Genomic DNA, 24,569 nt, shown 5'->3' with positions numbered 1-24,569 from the left:
ATAAAGAAAGGAAAAGATCATGCCGGTAAGCTTAAGCTCAGGCAGTTATAGCTCAACAGGCAAATGGTGCAAAACCCGCATCTCACCAGTTTAGATGGATTGGACATTAACAGTCAATGCTTCCGGAGCGCAGGATCAGCACTGGGCTGATGGCTTGCTCTAGAAAGGAGGTATTCCAGCCGCACCTTCCGGTACGGCTACCTTGTTACGACTTAGCCCCAGTTACCGGTTTTACCCTAGGACGCTCCTTGCGGTTGCATACTTCAGGTACCCCCAGCTTCCATGGCTTGACGGGCGGTGTGTACAAGGCCCGGGAACGTATTCACCGCGTCATTGCTGATACGCGATTACTAGCGAATCCAACTTCACGGGGTCGAGTTGCAGACCCCGATCCGAACTGTGAAGGGCTTTACGAGATTGGCATCCTGTTGCCAGGTAGCTGCCCGCTGTACCCTCCATTGTAGCACGTGTGTAGCCCCGGACGTAAGGGCCATGATGACTTGACGTCGTCCCCTCCTTCCTCTCTGTTTGCACAGGCAGTCTGAATAGAGTCCCCACCTTTACGTGCTGGCAACTATTCACAGGGGTTGCGCTCGTTGCGGGACTTAACCCAACACCTCACGGCACGAGCTGACGACAGCCATGCAGCACCTAGTTTCGCGTCCCCGAAGGGACTGGGACGTCTCTGCCCCATTCGCTAACTTTCAAGCCCGGGTAAGGTTCCTCGCGTATCATCGAATTAAACCACATGCTCCTCCGCTTGTGCGGGCCCCCGTCAATTCCTTTGAGTTTCACCCTTGCGGGCGTACTCCCCAGGTGGAACACTTAACGCTTTCGCTTAGACGCTGACCGTATATCGCCAACATCGAGTGTTCATCGTTTAGGGCGTGGACTACCAGGGTATCTAATCCTGTTTGATCCCCACGCTTTCGTGCCTCAGCGTCAATCGCACTTTAGTGAGCTGCCTTCGCAATCGGTGTTCTGTGACATCTCTATGCATTTCACCGCTACTTGTCACATTCCGCCCACTTCAGCTGCATTCAAGCCCGTCAGTATCAAAGGCACTTCGGCAGTTGAGCTGCCGGCTTTCACCCCTGACTTAACAGGCCGCCTACGCACCCTTTAAACCCAATAAATCCGGATAACGCTTGGATCCTCCGTATTACCGCGGCTGCTGGCACGGAGTTAGCCGATCCTTATTCTCGCCGTACATTCAGCCCTCTACTCGTAAAGGGGTTTATTCCGGCGCAAAAGCAGTTTACAACCCGTAGGGCCGTCTTCCTGCACGCGGCATGGCTGGTTCAGGCTTGCGCCCATTGACCAATATTCCTTACTGCTGCCTCCCGTAGGAGTCTGGTCCGTGTCTCAGTACCAGTGTGGGGGGCCATCCTCTCAGATCCCCTAGACATCGTCGCCTTGGTGGGCCGTTACCCCGCCAACTAGCTAATGTCCCGCATGCCCATCTTCATCCTATAAATATTTGATCATAAAATAATGCTATTCCATGATGTTATGCGGTGTTAATCTCTCTTTCGAGAGGCTATCCCCCTGATGAAGGTAGGTTACATACGTGTTACGCACCCGTGCGCCACTCTCATGGAACCGAAGTCCCAATCCCGTCCGACTTGCATGTATTAGGCCTGCCGCTAGCGTTCATCCTGAGCCAGGATCAAACTCTCCATTGTAAAATTACTTGGTTTGTCTGATTGCTCTGACCCTATTACTCAAAATAGAATCTTTAAACTAATCAATAAATAACTATCGCTTTTATTGCCTCAGCCCTCTCCAATCCTACCCCTCCGGAATTGACTCTCTTATCTTTCTTCCTTCTCTCTACCGGGATGCTTGCTTGCTTGCTTGCTTGTCTTCTATGCTACTCTCAGCTCCAGCCTTCCTGCAGATGGTTGCCCAACCCGCATTCCGGCCCTCGCCTTCCTTCGCATGATCTTCTCTTCCTTTAAAAGAACTTCCTCGCCTCCCCCTCACGGTTCAGCTCCTATATACCTTTCACTCTGCGTGACCGATCGTTTCGTTTTTAAATATTCAGTCGCTGAATATCTTTTTCGCTACTTCCGCTTTTAACTTTTTGCTTCAGCGTTTTTGCGAGTGCAAAGGTAGGTTACTTTTGCACTTTCTCCAAATTTATTTTTAAATATTTTCAGAGCGTATTTTAGTGCCTTTTTGCCTTTGCTTTTAAGCTATCTAACTAATGAACAACCCTGTTTTATTTGGGTGTGCAAAAGTATTCTTTTTCTTACACTTTCCAAAATAGTTTTGGAAAATATTTGTTTAGCTTGTTTTTAAAGAACTCCGCTACTTTGTTTGCGGGCTGCAAAGGTAGGAATGTTATTTGCTCCTGCAAATGCTGCTGAACAAATTACAGGCAGTTATAACTCAACCCGCTCTTTTACAGGCACAAAAAATTACACTAACAGCATAGCAAGCTATCGTTTGGTTAAATAGTGTTAAATTCAGGGGGATTATACCGGGCATTGTGACGATACCATTATTTTTAGCTAATAATTATTAATTGACTGATTTATATTATTCAACTATCTTTGCAGGATGTTTAAAAAGCAATACGCATTAATTGCAGGTATATTTATTGCACTCTTTACTATTATAGCCAGTTGCAAAAGCAGCTTTGAAAAATTAAAGGCCAGTAACAACAATCCTAAAAAATACCAGGAAGCGGTACGCTTATATAACAGGAAGGATTATGCCAAGGCATTAGACCTTTTCGAAAACCTGGCCCCGCATTACCGTGGCCAGAGCGGCGCCGAGGATTTGTTCTATTATTATGCGTATACCAACTACAAGCTGAAAGATTACACCTCGGCCAGTTATCACTTTAAACAGTTTGCTGAAACCTACCCAACCAGCCCGCGTGCTGAGGAATGCCGGTTTATGACGGCTTACTGCTATTACCTGGATGCCCCTAACTTCTCGCTCGATCAGTCGAACACCCAAAAGGCAGTTGATGCATTGCAGTTATTTATTAATTTATACCCTAAAAGCGAACGCGTAACCGAAGGTAATAAACTGATACAAAACCTGCGCGACCGTTTGGAGGAAAAAGCTTATAGTAATGCCAAGTTATATTATACCATCGGCGATTACAAATCAGCCGTGATTGCGATGGGCAATGTATTGCGGGATTATCCTGATACCAAATATGCTGAAGAGTTAGAGTATTTAAGCATTGTATCGCAATATCAGTATGCCCGTGTTAGTTTTGAAAGCCGCCAGGAGGAACGTTACCAGCAGGTAATAGCTATGGCAGACCAGTTTAATGACAATTATTCAAACAGCAGTTACCTGCGCGATGTACAGCAATACAAAAAGTACAGTACTACAGGCATCATTCGCGCCAAACGCGACCTGGCTGCTTTGGCTACCAACCCTAAAAAAGAAGCAAAGGAACTGGCCAAGCAAGACACTACTGAAAAAATTAAAACAACACAGTCGGCCGTACAGGTTGACGATAACAGAAGGATTCCACCACAATAGTTAATACCGTAACGTAATAAAGATATGAGTAATAATAAACCCTCAATTGTAGCAGGCAGTACCGTAACCCGCGACTTACGCGAACTTGATGTTACAACTGACAACATTTATGAGTCAATTGTAATTATGAGCAAGCGCGCCAATCAGTTATCAAACAACCTGAAAGAAGAGCTGCACCAGAAATTGTCAGAATTTGCTTCTTCAAATGATAATCTGGAAGAGGTTTTTGAAAACCGCGAGCAGATAGAAATTTCTAAGCATTACGAAAAATTACCAAAGCCCTCGTTGGTATCTATTGCTGAGTTTGTAGATGGCAAAGTATACTACCGTAACCCTGCCAAAGAGCAACAAGATCAATAACAAAGGTTGTAAAATACAAAAGCTAAAAGGCGCCGAGAATGATTTTCGGCGCCTTTTGCATATAATCCCTTTTTGAATTTCTACTTTTGATTTTTGACTTTGGTACATGTTAACAGGTAAAAAGATAGTGTTGGGGGTATGCGGCAGTATTGCGGCTTACAAAGCGGCTGTATTAACACGCCTGCTGATTAAAGCCGGGGCCGAAGTACAGGTGGTAATGACACCTGATGCCACGCAATTTATCACCCCGCTTACCCTGGCTACATTATCTAAAAAGCCGGTGCTGGTAAATTATTTTACACCAGATACCGGTGAATGGAATAACCATGTGGAGATGGGCCTCTGGGCCGACTTGCTGCTTATCGCCCCTATCAGCGCCAATACGCTGGGTAAACTGGCAAATGGGCTATGTGATAATTTATTGAGCGCAGTTTACCTCTCGGCCAAGTGCCCGGTATACTTTGCCCCGGCAATGGATTTAGACATGTGGAAGCACCAGGCTACACAAAATAATATTAATAAACTGATTACCTACGGCAACATGCTAATACCGCCGGGAAGCGGTGAACTGGCCAGCGGCCTGCATGGCGAAGGCCGTATGGCAGAACCGGAGGAAATTATAACTTTCATTAGCCGGCAACTAACTCAGCAGCTGCCACTGGCCGGCCGCAAGGTATTGGTTACTGCCGGCCCTACTTATGAGGCGATTGATCCTGTACGGTTTATCAGCAACCATTCTTCAGGCAAGATGGGATTTGCCATTGCAGATGAGATGATAAAGCTGGGGGCGGCAGTTACGTTAATTAGCGGCCCTACCGCACAAAAGGCGAACCTGCAGGCAAAGGTTATCAACGTAACTTCGGCAGCTGAAATGCTGCAGGCCTGTGAAGAGGCGTTTCCAGATTCGGATATTTGTATAATGAGCGCCGCAGTGGCCGATTATACACCCGTTGAACCCCATTCGCAAAAAATAAAGAAGCAGGACAGCAGCCTGAACATTGAACTGAAAAAAACTACGGATATTTTAAAAAAGCTGGGGCAGCAAAAAAGTGCCCGCCAGTTACTGGTGGGCTTTGCGCTGGAAACGCATAACGAAGAACAGTACGCTGCAGAGAAATTGCAGCAAAAAAATCTGGACTTAATTGTACTGAACTCGCTGAACGATGCTGGCGCCGGCTTTAAAACGGATACCAATAAAGTAACCCTGATTGACCGCTCACTGCACAAGACCAGTTTCGAACTGAAAGCAAAAACTGAAGTTGCCCGTGATATTTGCCGTAAGATAATTGAACTGCTGCCTGCATGAAAAAACTGACTATCTTCTTAAGCCTGCTCTGCATTGCCGGTTTGCTGCACGCACAAGACCTGAATGCCCGTGTACAGGTATTATCGCCCAAGCTGCAAACCGCCAACCGGCGCATCTTTCAGGCGCTGGAAAACGCGATGCGCGATTTTTTGAATGGCCGCAAGTGGTCGGCCGATGCGATTAAGCCTGAAGAAAAGATAGAGGGCAACTTTGTACTGAATATTACCGCCTGGGATGGCGGCAGCAATTTTAGCGGCGAGCTGCAGGTACAATCATCAAGGCCTGTGTATAATTCATCTTACAATACCACCCTGTTGAATATTAACGACCGTGATTTTGATTTTACTTATACCGAAGGGCAAACCATTGATTATAACGACCAAACCTTCAGGAGCAATTTAAGCTCGGTAATGGCTTATTACGCCTATATTATATTAGGCTTTGATTACGACAGCTTTGCCCGGTATGGCGGCACGCCTTATTTTGCCAGTGCGCAAAATGTGGTAACCAATGCACAATCTTCCTCTTATAAAGGCTGGAAGGCGTTTGATAATACCCTTAACCGCTACTGGCTGTCTGAAAACCTGTCTAACAAAACTTACGTGCCGTTGCGCAGTTTTTTGTATGATTACCATCGCAACGGACTGGATGTAATGGCCGATAACGCCGCCAAAGGCAGGCGGGCTATAGCTGCTGCATTACCCGTACTTACGCAGTTAGACCGTACCCGGGTTGGGGCCATGCTGCCTACGCTGTTTTTTTCAGCTAAACGCGATGAACTGGTTTCTATCTTCAGCAATGCCGATCCGCAGGAGAAACAACAGGCAGCCAACCTCCTGCTCCGTGCCGATCCTGCCAATGGCAATAAGTACCAGACTTTGCAAACGAATTGATGCGGCTGCTATACTATCTTATACCTGTTTGAAAAGCGCCCCGTCAATTTTGCTCTTCAATATCTTTCTCAATACATCATTCCGACCGCAGGGAGCAATCTTCTGCCGTAGAATGGTCACCTGAAGAAGATTTCTCCCTGCGGTCGAAATGACAGCTTAAATAAAAATTTAAATAATTATTTGCATATACGAAAAGCATCGTAGATATTTGTACGAAACAATTCGTACAAGATGAAATATACTGACAGTGAGCTGGAAATATTACAGGTACTTTGGGATAAGCAACCGGCCACCGTGCGCGAGGTACATGAGGAATTAACCAAGACCAAAGATGCCGGTTATACCACTACGCTTAAACTCATGCAGATTATGTTTGAAAAAGGGCTGGTGGACCGCGATGCTTCTGCCAAAACCCACATCTATACAGCCAACGTAAGCCAGCAGCAGGCACAGCAAACAGCACTGGATAAAATGCTGTCTACCGTGTTTCAGGGCTCCACTGCCAATCTGGTAATGCAGGCGTTAGGTAACCACAAAGCTTCTGGCGAGGAGATTGAAGCCATTAAAGCTTACCTCAATCAATTCAACACCCTTAAAAAGTAGAACAATGGAAACTCTATGGTATTCAACAAGCCACATTTTTGGTATTGCTATTATCCATTCTTTATGGCAGGGCTTAATTATTTACAGCTTAATACGCCTTTACTTATTATGCCTGCCTGCCACAAGTCCGCGCGGCAGGTACCAGCTGGGCACTACAGGTTTGCTGTGCATGTTTGTATGGTTTGCCGCTACGCTCTGGAACCAGGTAAATACCTACCGCTTTTTACCAAGAACAACCTTCGCCCCGGTGCACATCAATGATTTGCTGCCATTATATAACCCACTACGGCCTTTGCCTGCAGCAAGCCGCTATGAATTCGACCTGAACATATATATGCCATACCTTACGGCTATATATGCCGGCGGTTTTTTAATAAACGGCCTGCGATTGTTTTATGCCTGGTACAGTATGCGGCGGCTCAAACGCTCAGGTATACCCTCCACGCCATTTCAGCAGCAGGTAAACCAGCTAAGTAAATACTTTAATTTGAAACGCCCGGTAAAAGTCATGTTCAGTCATATTATTGATGTGCCTTGCGTAGTGGGTTATCTGAAACCCATTTTATTGCTGCCGGTTACATTGAGCACCAGCCTTTCTACCGAAGAGGCGGAAACTATACTGCTGCACGAGCTGGCCCACATCAGCCGTAATGATTTTGCCTGGAACCTGTTACAGCAATTGATTACCCTGCTGCTGTTCTTCAACCCCTTTGTACACCTGCTTGGCCGCGAGCTGGATGAGGAACGCGAAAACAGCTGTGATGACCTGGTAGTGGCCGCTACCGGCCAGCCCCTGCTTTATGCGCAGGCACTGTATAAGCTGGAATCGCAACGCCGGTCGGCAATGCAGCCTGCTTTGGCTATGGCTGCTACCGGACAAAAATATCACCTTTTAAACCGCATACAACGTATCATGAAAACACAAAACCACCATTTAAACCTAAAGCCAACCTTGCTGGCTATGTTGTTATTGGCCGCCGGTATTGGCCTGGCTACTTTATTGCAACCTCAGATTGCACAGGGAAAAGTATCCATCCGCAATATTAAACCGGTATTTGAGAAACTGTTTGCCGCAGCCGCAGACACTGTACCTGACAAGGGCAGACTCACAAACAGAAGCACCTCGCCGCACAAAACAAATTCGGCAAAGGCAACCGGGCGTAACCGCAGTGCGGTTACCAGCAGCATTGACGGTGAGGCGCAGGATATTTTTGACCCTAAAATGAAACAGTTAATGGCCGACTTGCAGAAGCAGTCTTTAGCGCTATCGAAGCATTACAGTAATCCAAAATTTTTAAAGTTACAGGAAGAACTGGCAGCTAACGGCCAGCAAACGCAAGCTTTATACAACAATAAAAATATATCGAGGCTAACTGATGAAATGAGCAAAGCCGGTGAGGAATTTGGCACCAAGTGGGGCAACAGCCCTAAAATGCAGGAACTAAGCACAAAGATGGGCATAGCAGGCAGCAAGATAGGCGCTTATTACAGCAGCAATGAGTTTAAAAAACTGGATGCAGAATTAAGAAAGAAATATAACCTGCCATTGGACCACGACTTTAATTATAAAAGCGATGATCCCAAGTACAGAGCCTATCAGGATGAAATGAAAAGAAAAACTCCGGCTGATGTTCAGCAGCAGCAGGACGCAATGAAAACAATGGGCGAGGACATGAAAAAGGTGTATGAGGCCCCTGAATACAAAGCCGCCCAAAAGCGTTTACAGGCATTAGGCGACAGCATGGGTAAAGCCTACCATAACCCGAGGATGAAAGAAGTGCAGGCACAGCTGAAACGGTATGGCGAGCAGATGAGCAAATGGCAAAACAGCCCTGAGTTTAAACGCCAGCAGGAACTGTTGAAAGAAACCGGTGATAAAATTAGTGCCTATACGCAATCTCCCGAATATAAGAAACACATGCGGGAGTGGACTGAAAATATGCGCACTAACATGAATAAGAACTTTGACCGGATGCAATTGGATCTTGACCGCCAACAAAGGGATTTGAACCGTATAGAGAAAAATTTAAACAAGACGGAAAAGCTTGAACAACCGGAACCAGCAGAGCAACCGGAGCCAAAAGAACCCACTGAAAATCAGTAATTGACAGATTTGCAATAGCTGCCTGACAAAAATTCCGACATCCCTTTCTCTAACAAATCAGGCGCATTATTTGTAATTTAGTATCCCCTAAGCAAGGGGATACTTTTTATGCTGCATCAGCTTACCATAAATAATTACGCATTGATTGACAATCTGGACATCAGTTTCGATGGCGGATTGAACATTCTGACCGGTGAAACAGGGGCCGGTAAATCCATTATTCTGGGTGCGCTTTCGCTGATATTGGGTCAGCGGGCCGAGAGCCGTTACTTCTTCAATCAGCAAAAAAAATGTGTAATTGAGGGCTTGTTTAAAATCTCCGGATTTCACCTCAAATCTTTTTTTGAGGACAACGACCTGGACTATGAGCCGGAAACGGTACTTCGCCGCGAAATTTCGGCTGATGGCCGCTCACGCGCCTTTGTGAATGATACGCCGGTAAGCCTGGCCATTATGAAGCAACTGGGCGAAAAGCTGATTGATATTCATTCGCAGCACGCTACCTTAGAAATCAACGACCCCGAATTTCAGTTGCTGGTGGTGGATGCTGCCGCTAAACATGCCGACTTATTAAGCGATTACCAGGGAAAGTTCCGGGCGTACCGTAAAAGCGTGAGCCGCCTGCAGCAACTGATAGATGAAAATGAAAAGGCTAAGGCCGACCTGGATTTTTACCAGTTTCAGTTTGATGAACTGGAAAAGGTAAACCTGCTGCCCGATGAGCAGGAGCCGATGGAGCAGGAATTGTTTGCCCTTAATAATGCCGAGGAAATCAAACGCAGCCTGAGCGGCGCCCATTACCTGATGCAGGAAGGTGAAACTTCGGCCATACTACAGTTGCGCGAAGCCGGGCACCAGCTGGCCTCGCTGGAAAAATTCAGCACCGAGATTGCCGACCTGTACCAGCGCCTGAACAGTACCATAATTGAGCTGCGCGATATTGCCGCCGAGGTAGAGCAGTTGGAAGACCGCACCTTGATGAACGAGGAGCGTGCCTACGAGATTAACACCCGCCTTACCTTAATTTATAATTTACAGAAAAAGCACCGGGTAAGCAGCAATACCGAGCTGCTGGCCATACAGGATGATCTGTCCAACAAACTACAGCAGGTAGAATCAGGCGGTGAGGAAATCGAGCAGTTACGTGAGCAGATAGAATTGCAGAAGGAAGAACTGGAAAAGCTGGCCGGGCAGTTATCAACCAACCGCACCCAAGCTATTCCTGAAATTGAGCGCCAGGTAATGGAAACACTGGGTGAAATGGGCATGGGCAACGCTATCCTGAAAGTGGAACAGCAGCCCACAGCCCAAAATGAACTGACCAAGACCGGCACTGATCAGATCAAATTTCTCTTTACCGCCAATAAAGGACATTCCTTGTCCGAGATGAGCAAGGTAGCTTCCGGCGGTGAGCTTTCGCGGCTGATGTTAAGCATCAAATCCATCATTGCCCGATACACAGCTTTGCCTACCATTATTTTTGATGAGATTGATACAGGCGTTTCCGGCGAGGTAGCTAACAAGGTAGGCCAGATTATGGAACGTTTGGCCGGTAACCTGCAGGTGATCACCATTACCCACCTGCCGCAAATTGCCAGCAAAGGCAGCAGCCATTACTTTGTGTATAAAGATAATGAAGGTACAGCTACCGCCACCCGCATGAAACATCTCAACAAACAGGAGCGTATCACCGAAATTGCCAAAATGCTGAGCGGCGATAACCCGGGCGAAAGTGCATTGAAGAATGCAAAGGAGTTGTTGAAAGGATAAATTATGCATTCACTGCATTATTTACATACTCATAAATATTGATACCTTTACCCACTCGAAAACATCATTCAATACAATGGCTTACAACTTACTAAAAGGTAAAAAAGGAATTATATTTGGTGCACTTGACGAAAAGTCAATTGCCTGGAAAACAGCACAGCGCTGCCACGAGGAAGGCGCAGAAATTGTACTCACCAATGCCCCTATCGCCCTGCGCATGGGTGCCATCAACCAACTGGCCGAAGAAATTAACGCACCGGTAGTTCCTGCCGACGTAACTGTAACTGCCGATATTGAAAACCTGTTCACCAAAGCCCAGGAGCATTTTGGCGGCAAGGTTGATTTTGTACTGCACTCCATCGGCATGAGCCTGAACGTGCGCAAGAACAACCGCTACCCGGAGAATAATTATGATTTCACCCATAAGGGTATGGATATCTCGGCCTTAAGCCTGCACCGCGTTTTGCAGGTAGCCTTAAAACAGGATGCCATCAGCGAATGGGGTTCGGTAGTGGCTTTAACTTACATTGCCGCCCAACGCGTATTCCCTGATTACAATGATATGGCCGACAACAAAGCGATGCTGGAAAGTATTGCCCGCAACTTTGGTTATTACTATGGTACCGAGAAGAAGGTACGTATCAACACCGTTTCCCAATCTCCCACCCGCACTACGGCTGGTTCGGGCGTAAAAGGTTTCGACGGTTTTATCAATTATGCCGAGAAGATGAGTCCGCTGGGCAATGCCAGCGCCGACCAGTGTGCGGATTACTGCGTAACACTATTCTCTGATCTCACCAAAATGGTAACCATGCAGAACCTGTTCCATGATGGGGGTTTCTCTTTCACTGGTGTTACCCAGGCGGTGATTGAGCAGATGGAGAAGGAATAAGGGCCGTTAATAATATTTTAAAGCTAAAAAAGCGTTAGTTCCATTCGGGCTAACGCTTTTTTAGCTTTTATGAATTGCTTAATAATGCCCTTTCAATGAGTAAACATTGATTTGGTCATCCTTTACATCATAAACAATTCGATGTTCACCGTTAATTCTTCTCGACCATTTACCGGCTAACTTATACTTTAACGCTTCTGGTTTGCCAATGCCCTGAAACGGATTGGCTTGAATAGCAATGAGTAGTTGTTCTATCTTATTTTGAATTTGCTTATTTCCAATCTGCTGCCAGTAATGAAGATCATCAATCGCTTCAGGAAGAAATATTACTTCCATAAATTTTTAACATCTACTTTGACACCTTTTCCTTCTTTTAAATCCTGATCTCCTTTTAATATTTTTTGCACAAAGTCAGGATTGTAGGAATTATCATCAACAGCTTGCTCCACTTCAATCTTTAACGTCTTTGCCAGCTCTGAAATAAGTGCCAAATGTTTTTTCTGAACGTTTTTCAACTTCAATTCCATAATCAAATCTAAGTATTTATACTATATATACCTGGAAACGACTTTAATTCAATCAGTTTCCTAACTGTTTAACGGCCAGGTAAGCCATCAGTCCGGTACTTACTTCCAGTGCGTTTTCCTCAATATCAAAGGTTGGGGTGTGTACGGATGAAGTAATGCCCCGGCTCTCGTTGCGGGTGCCCAGGCGGTAAAAGCAGCTATCGGCTACCTGCGAGTAATAGGCAAAATCTTCGGCGGCCATCCAGATGTCTAAATCCAGCACATTCTCTTTGCCTAAGTAATCCTCGGCATGGCTGCGGGTGGCGGCAGTTAGCTTTTCTTCATTCACCAGGAAGGGATACCCTTTCATGATATTAAATTCGCACCGTCCTCCCATACTTTCGGCAATGCCTTCGGCCATCTTTTTCATGCGGCGGTGCGCTTCCTCACGCCATTTTTCATCCATCGTACGGAAGGTACCTTCCAGATACACTTCATTGGGAATCACATTGGTAGCGCCGTTAGCAATCACCTTACCAAAGGATAGTACCGACGGGCTTTTAGGATCAGCAAAGCGGCTTACCACCTGCTGCAAAGCGGTGAGGATATGGGCCGTGATAATCACCGGATCTACATTTTGCTGCGGCTGTGCACCGTGGCCGCCCTTGCCATGTACGGTTACATACAATTCGTCGGTAGAGGCCATATACTTACCGGCCCGGAAACCTACCTTGCCGGCGTCAATGAGCGGCATTACGTGCTGCCCGATCACTGCCTGCGGCTTGGGGTTATCCAGTACGCCTTCGGCAATCATCAAACTTGCGCCGCCGGGCAGTTTTTCCTCCGCCGGCTGAAATATCAGTTTTATGGTGCCGCCAAAATCATCCTTTAGTTCCGTCAGTATCTTAGCTGTGCCTAATAGCGAAGAAGTATGCGCATCGTGTCCGCAGGCGTGCATTACACCAGGATTTTGAGATTTATAGCCTACCTCATTAGCCTCAGTGATGGGTAAAGCATCCATATCTGCCCGCAGGGCCACTACCTGGTCTGAGGGTTTATGTCCCTTAATTAAGCCTACCAATCCGTTATCCGCCATGCGGGTATAGGGAATATCCAGTTCATCCAGCCGGGCAGCCACATAGGCCGAAGTAGCTGCTTCGTGAAACGACAACTCAGGGTGCATATGCAGGTGGCGGCGGGTGCTTACCACACCGGTATAAATCTGCCGGGCCAAAGCCTGTATCTTCTCTTTAATCATTGGTGGTAGGGGCAATGTTAAGCGGCGTGTTGATGCGCTCGGATAAAATAAACAGCATGCTAAACTGCGGACGTAACTGCTGTATCAGTTTAGTTGCTTCTAAACGGGTACGAAAATCACCCGCTTTTACTTTAAAATTAGGTTCGCGATAGCTGATATAGGTGCGGATATCAGGATACTGCTCCTGAAACTGGGTTTGCGCCCGGAAAGCATCGCGCCGGCTGGAACCGGTAAAGAACTGTACCCGGTAACCAAAAGACGAATATCCGTTACCTGTTGCTCCTCCTTTCCTGGGCGCATAACGCCGGGCAATTAAGGTATCAATACGGCTATCCTTTACAATTTCTAACCGGCCGCGGGTTTGGGCAGTGGCCGGCGCAGCGAAAATAAACACAAAAAAGCAGCATCCGCTTATTAAACTTAGTGTTTTATAAATGAGTACTGCTTGCTTTGTCACGTAATGTAATTATTTAACACGTCATTGCGAGGTACGAAGCAATCCCTAATATGCAAATCAGCTATAAAAGGCTGCGCTGTAAGTAGAGGATTGCTTCGTACCTCGCAATGACGTTAAGTGATTTAATGTAATATCAATTACGCCCCGTGGCAATTCTTGAACTTTTTGCCGCTTCCGCACGGGCAGGGATCATTCCTGCCGATTTTTTGTTCGGCCCTTACCGGCTCCGGCTTACGTAATTCATCTAAATCCTCTATGGGTACACCGTTGCTTTCGTGTACCAGTTCCGGTTTCGAAGCTTTTATCTTACGTGCATCAGGGTTCGGCCTTGACGGCCTTGCCTGCTGTACTTCTACCGGCTGCTCTTGCTGTACGGGTATTCCACCTCTGAATAAGAACGCTACCAGCTCCTTGTTCACATTGGCCAGCATCTGGCGGAACAGTTCAAAAGCCTCAAACTTGTAAACCAGCAAAGGGTCCTTCTGCTCGTAAACGGCATTCTGAACGGATTGCTTCAGCTCATCCATTTCGCGCAGGTGCTCTTTCCAGGCTTCGTCAATCAGCGTAAGGGTTACACTTTTCTCAAAGGATTTAAATACTTCTAACCCGCCATTAGCTACAGCTTTATCCAAAGGTACAGGCACGTGCATCATGTGTACGCCATCAGTAAACGGCACCATTACGGCCTGCCCTGCAGCTACGCCGGTATCAAACATTTCCTTCAATACCGGGAAAGCCTGCTCGGCAATGGCTTCCTGCTTACGGTGATAGAAATCAATTACGGTGTGAAAAGTAGCGTCGGTAAGCTGTGCCGCATTCCAGGCGGCAAACTCTTCAGGCGTGGTTTCAATCTCTACCGCAAACAGGCGGATAACTTCCAGTTCAAATCCCTCAAAATTATTGGCATCCTTAAACTCGTTAACCACATCTTCTACCACATCAAATATGGTATTGTTCAGGTCTACATCCAAACGGTCACCAAAAAGGGCGTTTTTGCGCTTGGCATAAACTACCGTACGCTGCGAGTTCATCACATCATCATACTCCAGCAGGCGTTTGCGTATACCGAAGTTATTTTCCTCTACCTTCTTTTGCGCACGCTCGATGGATTTGGTAATCATGGAGTGCTGAATCACTTCACCTTCCTCGATACCCATGCGCACCATCATGTTGGCAATACGTTCTGAACCAAACAAACGCATCAGTCCGTCCTCCAGCGATACAAAGAACTGGGAAGACCCCGGATCGCCCTGACGACCGGCACGGCCACGCAACTGGCGGTCAACCCGGCGCGACTCGTGGCGCTCTGTACCTACAATGGCTAAACCGCCTGCCTCCTTTACGCCCGGGCCTAACTTAATATCCGTACCACGGCCGGCCATGTTGGTGGCAATGGTTACGGTGCCTGCCTTACCGGCTTCGGCTACCACATCGGCCTCCTTCTGGTGCATTTTGGCATTCAGTACATTATGCTTGATGCCGCGCAGCTTTAGCATACGGCTCAATAACTCCGAAATTTCAACGGAAGTTGTACCCACTAACACCGGGCGACCGGCCTGGGTTAAGGCCACAATCTCATCGGCCACGGCATTATATTTTTCGCGGGTGGTGCGGTACACAAAATCCTGGCGGTCATCACGGTCTATACTTTTGTTGGATGGTATTTCTACTACATCCAGCTTGTATATCTGCCAGAACTCACCGGCTTCGGTAATGGCTGTACCCGTCATACCACACAGTTTATGATACATACGGAAGTAGTTTTGCAGCGTAATGGTGGCAAAGGTTTGGGTGGCATCTTCCACCTTCACATTTTCCTTAGCCTCAATCGCCTGGTGCAGGCCATCAGAATAGCGGCGGCCATCCAGCACACGGCCGGTTTGCTCGTCCACAATCTTTACCTTTCCCTCGTCCAGAATATATTCGGTATCACGCTCAAACAAGGTATAAGCCTTCAATAACTGATTTACCGAATGGATACGCTCCGATTTGATGGAGAAATCGCGCATCAGCTCATCTTTCTTCGCTACCTTTTCTTCGGCGCCCAGGCTTGATTTTTCAATCTCGGCAATCTCGCTGCCTACATCCGGCATCACAAAGAAGTGCTGATCTTCGCCCGAAGCGGTAATCAGCTCAATACCCTTTTCGGTCAGTTCAACCGAATTATTTTTTTCGTCGATAACAAAATACAGGTCGGCATCTACCTTTGGCATTTCCTTGCCTTGGTCCTGTAAATAGTAGTTTTCTGTTTTCAGCAATAACTGCCGGTTGCCGCCTTCGCTCAGGTATTTAATCAGCGGCTTGTTTTTTGGCAGGCCACGGTGGGCACGCAATAAGGCCAAACCACCTTCATCCGTACCGGTCTTGCCATCGTTGATCTGCTTTTTGGCTTCGTTCAGTACATTGGTAATAAAATCGCGCTGCGTTTTTACCAAACGCTCAATGCGTGGTTTCAGCATATAAAACTCGTGCTCATCGCCACGCGGCACCGGGCCGGAAATGATCAGCGGTGTACGGGCATCATCCACCAGTACCGAATCCACCTCATCCACCATGGCAAAGTGGTGTTTGCGCTGCACCAGGCTGGCAATATCGCCCGACATGTTGTCGCGCAGGTAATCAAAGCCAAATTCGTTATTGGTACCGAAAGTAATATCGGCCAGGTAAGCGTTGCGGCGCGATGGCGTATTCGGCTCGTGGCGGTCAATACAATCTACCGACATGCCGTGGAACTCATACAGCGGCCCCATCCACTCGGAATCCCGGCGGGCCAGGTAATCATTCACCGTTACAATATGTACGCCCTGGCCGGCCAAAGCATTAAGGTAAGCCGGTAAGGTAGCCACTAATGTTTTACCTTCACCTGTAGCCATCTCGGCAATTTTACCCGAATGCAGTACGATACCGCCATATAGCTGCACATCATAGTGCACCATATCCCAGGTTACATCGGTACCGGCGGCCTTCCAGGTGTTATGGTGTATAGCTTTATTGCCCTGAATTTGAATGTTGGGTTTAAACTGGGCCAGCATACGGTCAAACTCGGTAGCGGTTACCTCAATGGTTTTGTTACCGGCAAAACGGCGGGCCGTTTCCTTTACCACCGCAAAGGCTTCAGGCAGGATAGCCATCAGGATCACTTCCAGTTCCTTGTCGCGGTCTTTCTGCAGCTTATCTACCCGTGCGTACAACTCGGTCTTTTCGTTCACATCCAGTTCGGGATGCTCGGCCTCTTCTTTGGCCGCACGTATATTTTCGTCAATTTCAGCCAGTCCCTGCTGAATGCGCTCCTTAAAATCAATGGTTTTAACCCGCAATTCATCATTGCTGATGCCTTCGAGCTTTGCAAATTCGCCTTTTATTTTTTCTACCAGCGGCTGGATGCTTTTTACATCCCGCTCCGATTTACTTCCAAAAAGCTTACTGATAAATCCTAACATATTCTATTTTGCTTACCGCACTTATTTCAATTATTACGCCAATGGCAGCCTAAAGCCATTATGACAGGTAAAGGTACAAGTTTTAGAGGCAAGAGCCAAGAAACAAGAGCCAAGACTTTGGCTTTTGCTCATACGTAATCCTATACCAAGTAAAGTTTTTCATTTATAGCACGTATAAAATCCTGGCTCTTGATTCTTGTTTCTTGGCTCTTGCATCTATTCCCCTATCTTTGCCCGCATGAATATCCTCCTCATCGGTTCGGGTGGCCGCGAAAGCGCCTTTGCCTGGAAAATGTCGCAAAGTGCGTTGTGCGGCCAGTTGTTCATTGCGCCCGGCAATGCAGGTACTGGTCAGTATGGCACCAACGTAAATTTAAAGGTTACCGATTTTGAGGGCATTAAACAGTTTGTACTGGCTAATCAGGTGCAACTGGTGGTAGTAGGCCCCGAAGAGCCGCTGGTAAAAGGCATTCATGATTTCTTTTTAGCCGATGAGCAGTTGAAAAGCATCCCGGTGATTGGCCCGCAGGCCGAAGGCGCCCAACTGGAGGGCAGTAAGGATTTTTCCAAGCAGTTTATGCAGCGGCATAATATTCCTACCGCAGCTTCGCGCACCTTTACCCGCGACACCCTGCAGGAAGGCTTTGAATACTTAGCCACCTGCGGCCTGCCCGTAGTATTGAAAGCTGACGGACTGGCAGCCGGTAAAGGCGTACTCATTTGCCTGAGCCTGCAGGAAGCCCAGCAGGAACTGATACAAATGCTTACCGAAGCCAAATTTGGCGAAGCCGGTAACAAGGTGGTAGTAGAACAGTTTCTGCAAGGCATCGAATTATCGGTATTTGTGCTTACCGACGGCAACAGCTACCAGATACTACCCGAAGCCAAAGACTATAAGCGCATTGGCGAAGGCGATACCGGCCTGAACACCGGCGGCATGGGCTCCGTTTCGCCGGTACCATTTGCAGATGCTGGATTTATGCAGAAGGTGGAGCAGCAGGTGGTGATCCCTACCGTTGAAGGTTTGAAGCAGGACGGTATTCCTTACAAGGGTTTTATCTTTATCGGGCTGATGAACTGTGGCGGCGAGCCCTGGGTGATTGAATACAACTGCCGCATGGGCGACCCGGAAACCGAAAGCGTACTGCCCCGCATTGAAAGCGACCTGGTAGAACTGCTGTTAGGTGTGGCCGAAGGCAACCTGCAGGAAAGAGAGCTTCGCATCTCCGGTAAAACTGCAGCTACCATAATGTGCGTGGCCGGCGGTTACCCCGGCGAATACCTGAAAGACCGCACCGTTACCGGACTGGACAATGTGCGCGGCTCTATCGCCTTCCATGCCGGTACTACACTGCAGGGCGACGAGGTAAAAACCTCCGGCGGCCGGGTGCTGGCCATCACCTCACTACAGGAAGACCTGTTTACCGCCCTGCAACAGGCCACCCTGGATGCCAGCCGCATTTATTATGATGGTAAGTATTTCAGGAAGGATATCGGATTTGATTTGATTTAACAATTTTTCTTTGTCATTCTGAGCGATAGCGAAGAACCTGTACGGTAGCAGAGCCAAGTGTACAGGTTCTTCGCTATCGCTCAGAATGACAACTTAAAAATCAATTCTACTAATTAACATTAATCCTGTAAATCCGGATTCAAACAACAGTGCAGAGACCCCTCCCTGCCCTCCCAGGGGAGGGACAAAAAATATGAAAGGCCGTTTCAAGAGAAACAGCCTTTCGTAATTTATAACTAAGGCAGTAATTACTCTGCCTTCACCTTATCATTTTTGCTGAGCAGTTCTGCCAGTTTGCTGTTCAGCTCTTCGCCGCGAATGTTTTTGGCGATGATTTTGCCATTGGGGTCCAGCAGGTAATTTTGCGGGATGGCCTGCACGCCGTATAACTGGGCGGCTTCGTTGTTCCAGAACTTCAGGTCAGAAACGTGGGTCCAGGTCAGCTTGTCATTATGGATAGCTTTCAGCCATTTATCTTTATCGTTTGGCCGGTCTAATGATACGCCCAATACGGTAAAATTGCGATCTTTGTACTGGTTGTACGCCTTTACCACGTTGGGGTTCTCCTGGCGGCAAGGGCCGCACCAGGAAGCCCAAAAATCCACCAACACATATTTACCTCTGAATGATTTGAGTGCAACTACATTTCCATTGGTATCGGCCTGTGCAAATTCGGGGGCTTGTGCACCTAACGCCACCAGTTTCCACTTATTTAAACGGTCGGCATAGGCTTTACCGGCTTTGGTGTTTTGTACCGCAGGCGACAATTTGCTATATAGCGGCTGCATATCATTATACTCAGGGTAAGGGCCGCCTGCCGAGCTTAACGCCTGTAAACTCACATACGAATTAGCATGAGATTGCAGGTAGGCTTTGTTACTGTTCTGCTGCTCTAACTGCAGCGCATCATACTGCTTTTCAAAATTATCTTCAAACTCTTTGGTGCGCTGCTCCTTTGGCGTATTGGTATAGGAAGCCAATAACGCCTGATATTTGGCGTTAGCCGGTTTCAGGTAAGCCTGATAGCCCTGGTAATCCACATTAACCGCAGTACCCGTTACTTTGGCTTTAGCTAATGAATCGGCGCTTACCACATTGGTTACGCCGCTTACCAGATACAAGGATAATACGTCGGCCTTTGCCTTACGGTCCAGTTGGCCTAAACCGGCGCCTTTATAATCTACCACCAGCGTGGCGGTGGTAATATCAGGCACAGTTCCGGTAAAGGCAAAGTTGCCGTTTTGCACTTTGGCCGAGTCGGCTGCGTTGTTACCATCCCTGCGGTAAGTTAAAAACACTTTAGTTTGCGGCGTAGCCGTGCCAATCTTCCCTTTAATGGTATACTTTTCCTGGGCAAATACCAAAGCCGGCAGTGCGGCCAGCAGCGTTAACATCGTTTTTTTCATAGTGCAGATTGTATTTGTGTGTGTAAGTATCGCTAAAATAGGGATTTATATCAACCCTGCCTAAAAAGAATACTAAACCAATAGATATTATTTTACAATTACACCTATTAATAACTATCTGATGACCGGGTACTGCTGGGCATCGGCCCCCCAACTAAAGCCTTAAACTATTATAAAAACGCTTAACCCTTTCCCAGCAGTTCGGCCAGTTTATCCTCCAGCTCCTGCCCGCGCAGGTTTTTGGCGATGATCTTACCGTTAGGGTCGATTAAGAAGTTTTGCGGGATGCTCCGCACAAAGTACAGCGCAGCGGCAGCATTGTTCCAGTATTGCAGGTCTGATACCTGGGTCCAGTTCAGGCCGTCGGCTTTAATGGCGTTCAGCCAGTCCTGCTTCGCGCCGGGCCGGTCTAAGGATACGCCTAACACCGTGAACTTTTTACCTTTGTATTTAGTATACGCCTTTACCACGTTGGGGTTCTCCTGGCGGCAGGGCGGGCACCATGAAGCCCAAAAATCAATCAGCACGTATCTGCCTTTAAATGAGGACAGCTTTACCGGCAGGCCATTTACATCGTTCTGCGTAAAATCGGGCGCCTGCACACCTATGGCTGTGGCCTTCAGCGCCTGGATGGAGGTATATAACTGCCTGGCCTGGTCTAAATCGCGCAGGTTTTGGGATAATGAGTTGAACAGCGGCTCCAATACGGCCGGATCAGCCGAGGGGCCGCCAAGCGAACTCAGGGCCAGCAAACTCAAATAACTATTCGGGTTACTGCGCACAAACGTTTTCAGGATGCCTTCCTGCTCGGCCTGCAATGCCTTAAAGCGAACCTGCATACCGCTTTGAAAACCGGGTTCCTGCTGTTTAGCCTGTGGTGCAGCGTTAGCTTCGGCGTAAATGCTTTGCACCCTTGCAGTCACCCCGGCCAGCTGTGTCATCAGCCGCTTATTATCATCATTAATTAACGAGCCGGTTATCTCTGCCTTTTTAACCGAATCGGTAACGCTGGTTACCTGAATGGTGCCTTTATCCAGATACAGGCTCAGGGCATCCGGCTGGGCTGCAGCCGAACTTTGTGTGGCCAGATTAGCCATACCCACACCTTTATGGTCAATCACAATGCCGGCATTTACCGGGTTAAATATATTTCCGGTAATTTCAAAGTTACCGTTGGTAATAGTGGCCGAATCCAACACCTTATCAGCGCCCAGCTGATAAAACAGGTAGGCACGTGCCGGCGGGTTTAAATTGCCTACTTTGCCCTTAATGGTAAAGCTGCCGCCGGTTTGGGCGGCGGCGCCCAAAGGCAGCAGGGCCAGCAGGCCGTAAATCAGTTTGTTTATCATGAACAATTTTTATCTACGCTAAACGCATTTTCAGGGCACAGCGTATAGTTATATCAATTTTTGAAAGGTACGCCACCACAAATCGGGCATCTCGCCGGTTACCGCCGTTTCATAATCCTGGTACAAACAGGGTACCAAATGAAACCGCTCATTGAGCGAACCGTTTGTGGGGTAAGGCACCTGCATCCACCAGCGGTCGGTTTTACGGCTTTTTACAAATACCATCTCATGATCGTCATGCTGCAAGGTGGTTTTATAAATGAGGTATTGCGATTTGGGATTGAGCGGAAAATCGCTCTTGCGGTTATAATATCCATCTACAAAATACCACATCATCTCGGCCACCAGCATGGCGGTTTGGCCGTTGTTATCATAAGCCGGGTTAAACTCGTAGAAGCCGATGGAACTCAGCTTATCATTAAATCCGGCGTATCGGCAGATCTGGCAGGCTTCCTCACCATAAAAACCGTTGGGCGTAGCGTTGGCATTACCCTGCGCGTCTGACGAGCGGATAGCCCCTACATCAAAGCTGAGCATATTGGCATTGCGGATAATGGGCTCCGTTACACCCATTTTACCGGTAACCTCGCCCAGGCGGTGCACATCAAAAAACAGTTTTTCCATCACCCGCAAACTGTCCTGACTTACAAAATAGGTTTGATAGCCCAGGTTGCTGAAATTGAACAGGTAGTTAGGCTCGTGCAGGAATATTTTGTTGAGGTAAGAGGTTGAAGTGGTTTCGGTAAAATCCGATTCTTCATCCTCATCCAGGTCAAAGTGCGAATCTACCACCACCAGATCCACGCGCTGCTCCAGTTCTTCGTAGGCCAGGTACTGGGCGTAGGTTAAATCCTGCCCGCCGCCTAAGATAATGGGTACAATCTCCTGCTTCATCAGTTCGGTAACCACGCTGCGCAGGGCAAAGTAGGTATCGGCCACCGTGTTGCCCTGGCGGATGTTGCCCAGATCGGCAATCTTGCTTTGGTAACCGCCTTCGTTCAGCTGGTAAAACTTTTCGCGGATGTAATCAGGGCCCAGGCCGCAGCCGGGGTTTCCGGTGGCGTGGCGGTCTTCCATCACGCCGATCACCGCGATATTGATGAGCTGCTCGTTCAGTTCGGGAAATTCATCCGTGTAAAATTTTGTTTTCCGCCCCAGCTGACTGGCGTTAAAACCTTGTCTGGGTGTTATTCTTTCCAGGTCAACTGGTGTAAAAAAGTCCGCTAATGACATATAAACGCTTACAACAATACCAACAATAAAGTAATGTCATTTCGACCGCAGGGAGAAATCTTCTTCGAGCGACCATCCTGCAGCAGAAGATTTCTCCCTGCGGTCGAAATGACAACTTGTGTTAACGAAGATGATGAGTATTCGCTAATCCACTTGCACAAAAGTTCAAATATCTGTTTAATTTCAATTAATTTGCGCTGTTTCACAAAATATTAGGCACATGATACTGGTTACCGGGGCTACCGGCTTTTTAGGCGCAGAACTGGCCCGGCAACTCACGCGGAGCGGTGAGCATATCCGTTGCACCAAACGCAGCAGTTCGGTAATACCAGACCTCTTGAAACCTTATGCCAGCCTGATTGAATGGGTGGAGGCGGATATGCTTGACATTTTCGCCCTCGAAGACGCCTTTGCTGGCGTTACGCAGGTGTACCACTGCGCCGCCTGGGTATCGTTCCGGCAGGCTGATAAGGAGCCGATGATTACCACCAACGTGCAGGGCACCGCCAACGTGGTAAATCTGTGCTTACAATACAATTACCGGCTGGTGCATGTAAGCTCCATTGCCGCCGTAGGCCAGGCCAAGCCGGGCGAACTGATTACGGAAAACAACCACATTGAAGATACGCCGGTGCACAACGTATACGCCATCTCGAAACTGGAAAGCGAGATGGAGGTATGGCGCGGCATAGCCGAAGGGCTGGATGCCGTAATTGTGAATCCTTCCGTCATCATCGGCGCCAATGCGGGTACTGATGGCAGCGGGCAGATTTTTGAAACGGTACGTAAGGGATTGAAGTTTTATACCCGCGGCAGTTGCGGACTGGTAGATGTGGAGGATGTGGCCCAAAGTATGATCCTGCTGATGCAGGGCGATATTACCGCCGAGCGTTTTATTGTAAACGCCGAGAACTGGCCCTTCCGGCAGTTTACCGCCACTATTGCCGAATGCTTTGGCGTAAAACCACCCGCCACCGAGGCCAAACCCTGGATGCTGGAACTGGCCTGGCGGGGCGCCTCCTTTGTAAGCACGCTAACCGGCAAATCACCGGCGCTGGATAAGATTGCCGCCCAGGCGGCTACTATCACCCAAAACTACAGCAACGCCAAACTGGTGCAGGCTACGGGGATGAAGTTTAAGCCGGTGATGAAGACGATTGGGGAGGTTTGTGAAAGGTTGAAGAAATGAGTAATATTACTGTTATACGATTATTTTAACGCTACAGATTACCTTATTTTTTATTCTTCGTTCCTTCTTCAATCATCTTTTTTATAAAGATTGGTAGCTCAATGTTGTTCTGTTTTGCTATAATTTTTAATGCATCATAGTACTTGACTTCATCTTTACTCCATTGCAAATCAAGCCTTCTAACTTGCTCCATAGCGATATGACTGTAATTGTCAGGACTACCCCAATAGCATTCCATACATAGTAAAGGCTTTTTTAAATGCTTCCAGTTTTGGCAATGCTCACAGCTCCAGGATTTGGCTCTATTACAAGAACCACACAACAGCATAAAATGCTGATATTCTTTATCTGCTGTTTCCCCACTAACTTCGTATGGAACTCGATGATCAACCTGCAAATACCTTTCTTCAAATTTCCCATTACATATTTGACACTTTCCCTCACATAACTTATACAGTTGACTTTTAAAATTTTTAGAAAACAAGGCACGCCCTGCAATGCGATTCGTTTGTAATTCTGTAAGGTTGCCAAATTTATAAACAGCAATTGACTTGCCTTCTTGTGATTTGGTTTTAAAAGTAGCAAGTGGTATACCCGCTTCTCTTACATCTCTTGCAGCTCTTGGCGGATGACTATATCCATACGTTTTTTCAATATCCTCTGTAGTAATCGAACCATATTTTAAAATGTGATCAATAACTATTTTAGCTCTTTTATTTGTTATGGATTGGATAAGCTCTAAAAATTCTTTAGGATAGTGTGTTTGTTCTTCTGACATCA

The 24,569-nt window shown here is 47.5% G+C and carries 19 protein-coding genes and 1 rRNA gene; 10 read left to right on the top strand and 10 right to left on the bottom strand.

Going from position 1 to position 24,569, the window contains the following annotated elements; all coding sequences use genetic code 11:
• Nucleotides 1-163: 163 nt before the first annotated feature.
• Nucleotides 164-1,685: ribosomal RNA gene (locus ACY652_RS10565) — 16S ribosomal RNA — on the bottom strand.
• A gap of 880 nt (nt 1,686-2,565) precedes the next feature.
• Here ACY652_RS10565 and ACY652_RS10560 point away from each other — a divergent pair.
• The 8 genes from ACY652_RS10560 to ACY652_RS10525 all read left to right on the top strand — a co-directional run bounded on the left by ACY652_RS10560 (nt 2,566) and on the right by ACY652_RS10525 (nt 11,438).
• The gene (locus ACY652_RS10560; RefSeq protein ID WP_462264339.1) at nt 2,566-3,510 is read left to right on the top strand and encodes an outer membrane protein assembly factor BamD; all 945 of its coding nucleotides are present in this window, start codon (nt 2,566-2,568) and stop codon (nt 3,508-3,510) included.
• A 24-nt stretch (nt 3,511-3,534) separates the two neighbouring features.
• Nucleotides 3,535-3,870, top strand: coding sequence for a DNA-directed RNA polymerase subunit omega (locus tag ACY652_RS10555; RefSeq protein WP_462264338.1), 336 nt, complete (start codon nt 3,535-3,537; stop codon nt 3,868-3,870).
• A 106-nt stretch (nt 3,871-3,976) separates the two neighbouring features.
• Nucleotides 3,977-5,176: a bifunctional phosphopantothenoylcysteine decarboxylase/phosphopantothenate--cysteine ligase CoaBC gene (gene coaBC, locus ACY652_RS10550; RefSeq protein WP_462264337.1), complete on the top strand. Its 1,200-nt coding sequence runs from the start codon at nt 3,977-3,979 to the stop codon at nt 5,174-5,176.
• Nucleotides 5,173-6,069, top strand: a complete 897-nt coding sequence (gene porD, locus ACY652_RS10545) for a type IX secretion system protein PorD (protein ID WP_462264336.1) — start codon at nt 5,173-5,175, stop codon at nt 6,067-6,069. Before coaBC ends, porD begins: the two co-directional genes overlap by 4 nt.
• A gap of 231 nt (nt 6,070-6,300) precedes the next feature.
• Nucleotides 6,301-6,672 carry a BlaI/MecI/CopY family transcriptional regulator gene (locus ACY652_RS10540; protein WP_462264335.1) on the top strand — a complete coding sequence of 124 codons (372 nt, stop codon included), beginning with the start codon at nt 6,301-6,303 and terminating at the stop codon, nt 6,670-6,672.
• A gap of 4 nt (nt 6,673-6,676) precedes the next feature.
• Entirely contained in the window at nt 6,677-8,776 is a 2,100-nt protein-coding gene (locus ACY652_RS10535; protein WP_462264334.1) for a M56 family metallopeptidase, read from the top strand.
• 108 nt (nt 8,777-8,884) lie between these two features.
• Nucleotides 8,885-10,546, top strand: coding sequence for a DNA repair protein RecN (gene recN / locus ACY652_RS10530; protein ID WP_462264333.1), 1,662 nt, complete (start codon nt 8,885-8,887; stop codon nt 10,544-10,546).
• Between the two features lie 76 nt (nt 10,547-10,622).
• Complete coding sequence (locus tag ACY652_RS10525; RefSeq protein ID WP_462264332.1) at nt 10,623-11,438, top strand: enoyl-ACP reductase FabI; 816 nt, start codon at nt 10,623-10,625, stop codon at nt 11,436-11,438.
• A 78-nt stretch (nt 11,439-11,516) separates the two neighbouring features.
• On the opposite strand, the gene ACY652_RS10520 is transcribed toward ACY652_RS10525, so the two are convergent.
• The 5 genes from ACY652_RS10520 to secA all read right to left on the bottom strand — a co-directional run bounded on the left by ACY652_RS10520 (nt 11,517) and on the right by secA (nt 17,099).
• On the bottom strand, nt 11,517-11,774 hold the full coding sequence (locus ACY652_RS10520) for a Txe/YoeB family addiction module toxin (protein WP_462264331.1): 258 nt from the start codon (nt 11,772-11,774) through the stop codon (nt 11,517-11,519).
• A complete protein-coding gene (locus ACY652_RS10515; RefSeq protein WP_462264330.1) occupies nt 11,765-11,965 on the bottom strand; it encodes a DUF2683 family protein in 201 nt (66 codons plus the stop codon). The genes ACY652_RS10520 and ACY652_RS10515 overlap by 10 nt, the downstream gene beginning before the upstream one ends.
• 52 nt (nt 11,966-12,017) lie before the next feature.
• Nucleotides 12,018-13,202, bottom strand: a complete 1,185-nt coding sequence (locus tag ACY652_RS10510; RefSeq protein ID WP_462264329.1) for a M20 metallopeptidase family protein — start codon at nt 13,200-13,202, stop codon at nt 12,018-12,020.
• Entirely contained in the window at nt 13,195-13,659 is a 465-nt protein-coding gene (locus ACY652_RS10505) for an SPOR domain-containing protein (RefSeq protein WP_462264328.1), read from the bottom strand. The genes ACY652_RS10510 and ACY652_RS10505 overlap by 8 nt, the downstream gene beginning before the upstream one ends.
• A gap of 137 nt (nt 13,660-13,796) precedes the next feature.
• The gene (secA, locus tag ACY652_RS10500) at nt 13,797-17,099 is read right to left on the bottom strand and encodes a preprotein translocase subunit SecA (RefSeq protein ID WP_462264327.1); all 3,303 of its coding nucleotides are present in this window, start codon (nt 17,097-17,099) and stop codon (nt 13,797-13,799) included.
• A gap of 238 nt (nt 17,100-17,337) precedes the next feature.
• Between secA and purD the strand changes: the two genes are divergently transcribed.
• Nucleotides 17,338-18,612: a phosphoribosylamine--glycine ligase gene (gene purD / locus ACY652_RS10495; RefSeq protein WP_462264326.1), complete on the top strand. Its 1,275-nt coding sequence runs from the start codon at nt 17,338-17,340 to the stop codon at nt 18,610-18,612.
• Between the two features lie 248 nt (nt 18,613-18,860).
• Here purD and ACY652_RS10490 read toward each other — a convergent pair whose 3' ends face one another.
• The 3 genes from ACY652_RS10490 to ACY652_RS10480 form a co-directional block, all read right to left on the bottom strand.
• Nucleotides 18,861-20,018 carry a redoxin domain-containing protein gene (locus ACY652_RS10490; protein ID WP_462264325.1) on the bottom strand — a complete coding sequence of 386 codons (1,158 nt, stop codon included), beginning with the start codon at nt 20,016-20,018 and terminating at the stop codon, nt 18,861-18,863.
• 182 nt (nt 20,019-20,200) lie between these two features.
• The gene (locus ACY652_RS10485; RefSeq protein ID WP_462264324.1) at nt 20,201-21,367 is read right to left on the bottom strand and encodes a redoxin domain-containing protein; all 1,167 of its coding nucleotides are present in this window, start codon (nt 21,365-21,367) and stop codon (nt 20,201-20,203) included.
• A gap of 48 nt (nt 21,368-21,415) precedes the next feature.
• Nucleotides 21,416-22,600 (bottom strand): formimidoylglutamase, encoded by a 1,185-nt coding sequence (locus ACY652_RS10480; protein WP_462264323.1) that lies wholly within the window; start codon nt 22,598-22,600, stop codon nt 21,416-21,418.
• Between the two features lie 220 nt (nt 22,601-22,820).
• On the opposite strand from ACY652_RS10480, the gene ACY652_RS10475 reads away from it, so the two are divergent.
• The gene (locus ACY652_RS10475; protein ID WP_462264322.1) at nt 22,821-23,789 is read left to right on the top strand and encodes an NAD-dependent epimerase/dehydratase family protein; all 969 of its coding nucleotides are present in this window, start codon (nt 22,821-22,823) and stop codon (nt 23,787-23,789) included.
• A 43-nt stretch (nt 23,790-23,832) separates the two neighbouring features.
• On the opposite strand, the gene ACY652_RS10470 is transcribed toward ACY652_RS10475, so the two are convergent.
• Nucleotides 23,833-24,567 carry an HNH endonuclease gene (locus ACY652_RS10470; protein ID WP_462264321.1) on the bottom strand — a complete coding sequence of 245 codons (735 nt, stop codon included), beginning with the start codon at nt 24,565-24,567 and terminating at the stop codon, nt 23,833-23,835.
• Nucleotides 24,568-24,569: the final 2 nt, after the last annotated feature.

This window comes from Mucilaginibacter sp., from assembly GCF_965200995.1.
Taxonomy (GTDB): domain Bacteria; phylum Bacteroidota; class Bacteroidia; order Sphingobacteriales; family Sphingobacteriaceae; genus Mucilaginibacter.
This window is presented reverse-complemented; position numbering and strand designations above follow the sequence as displayed.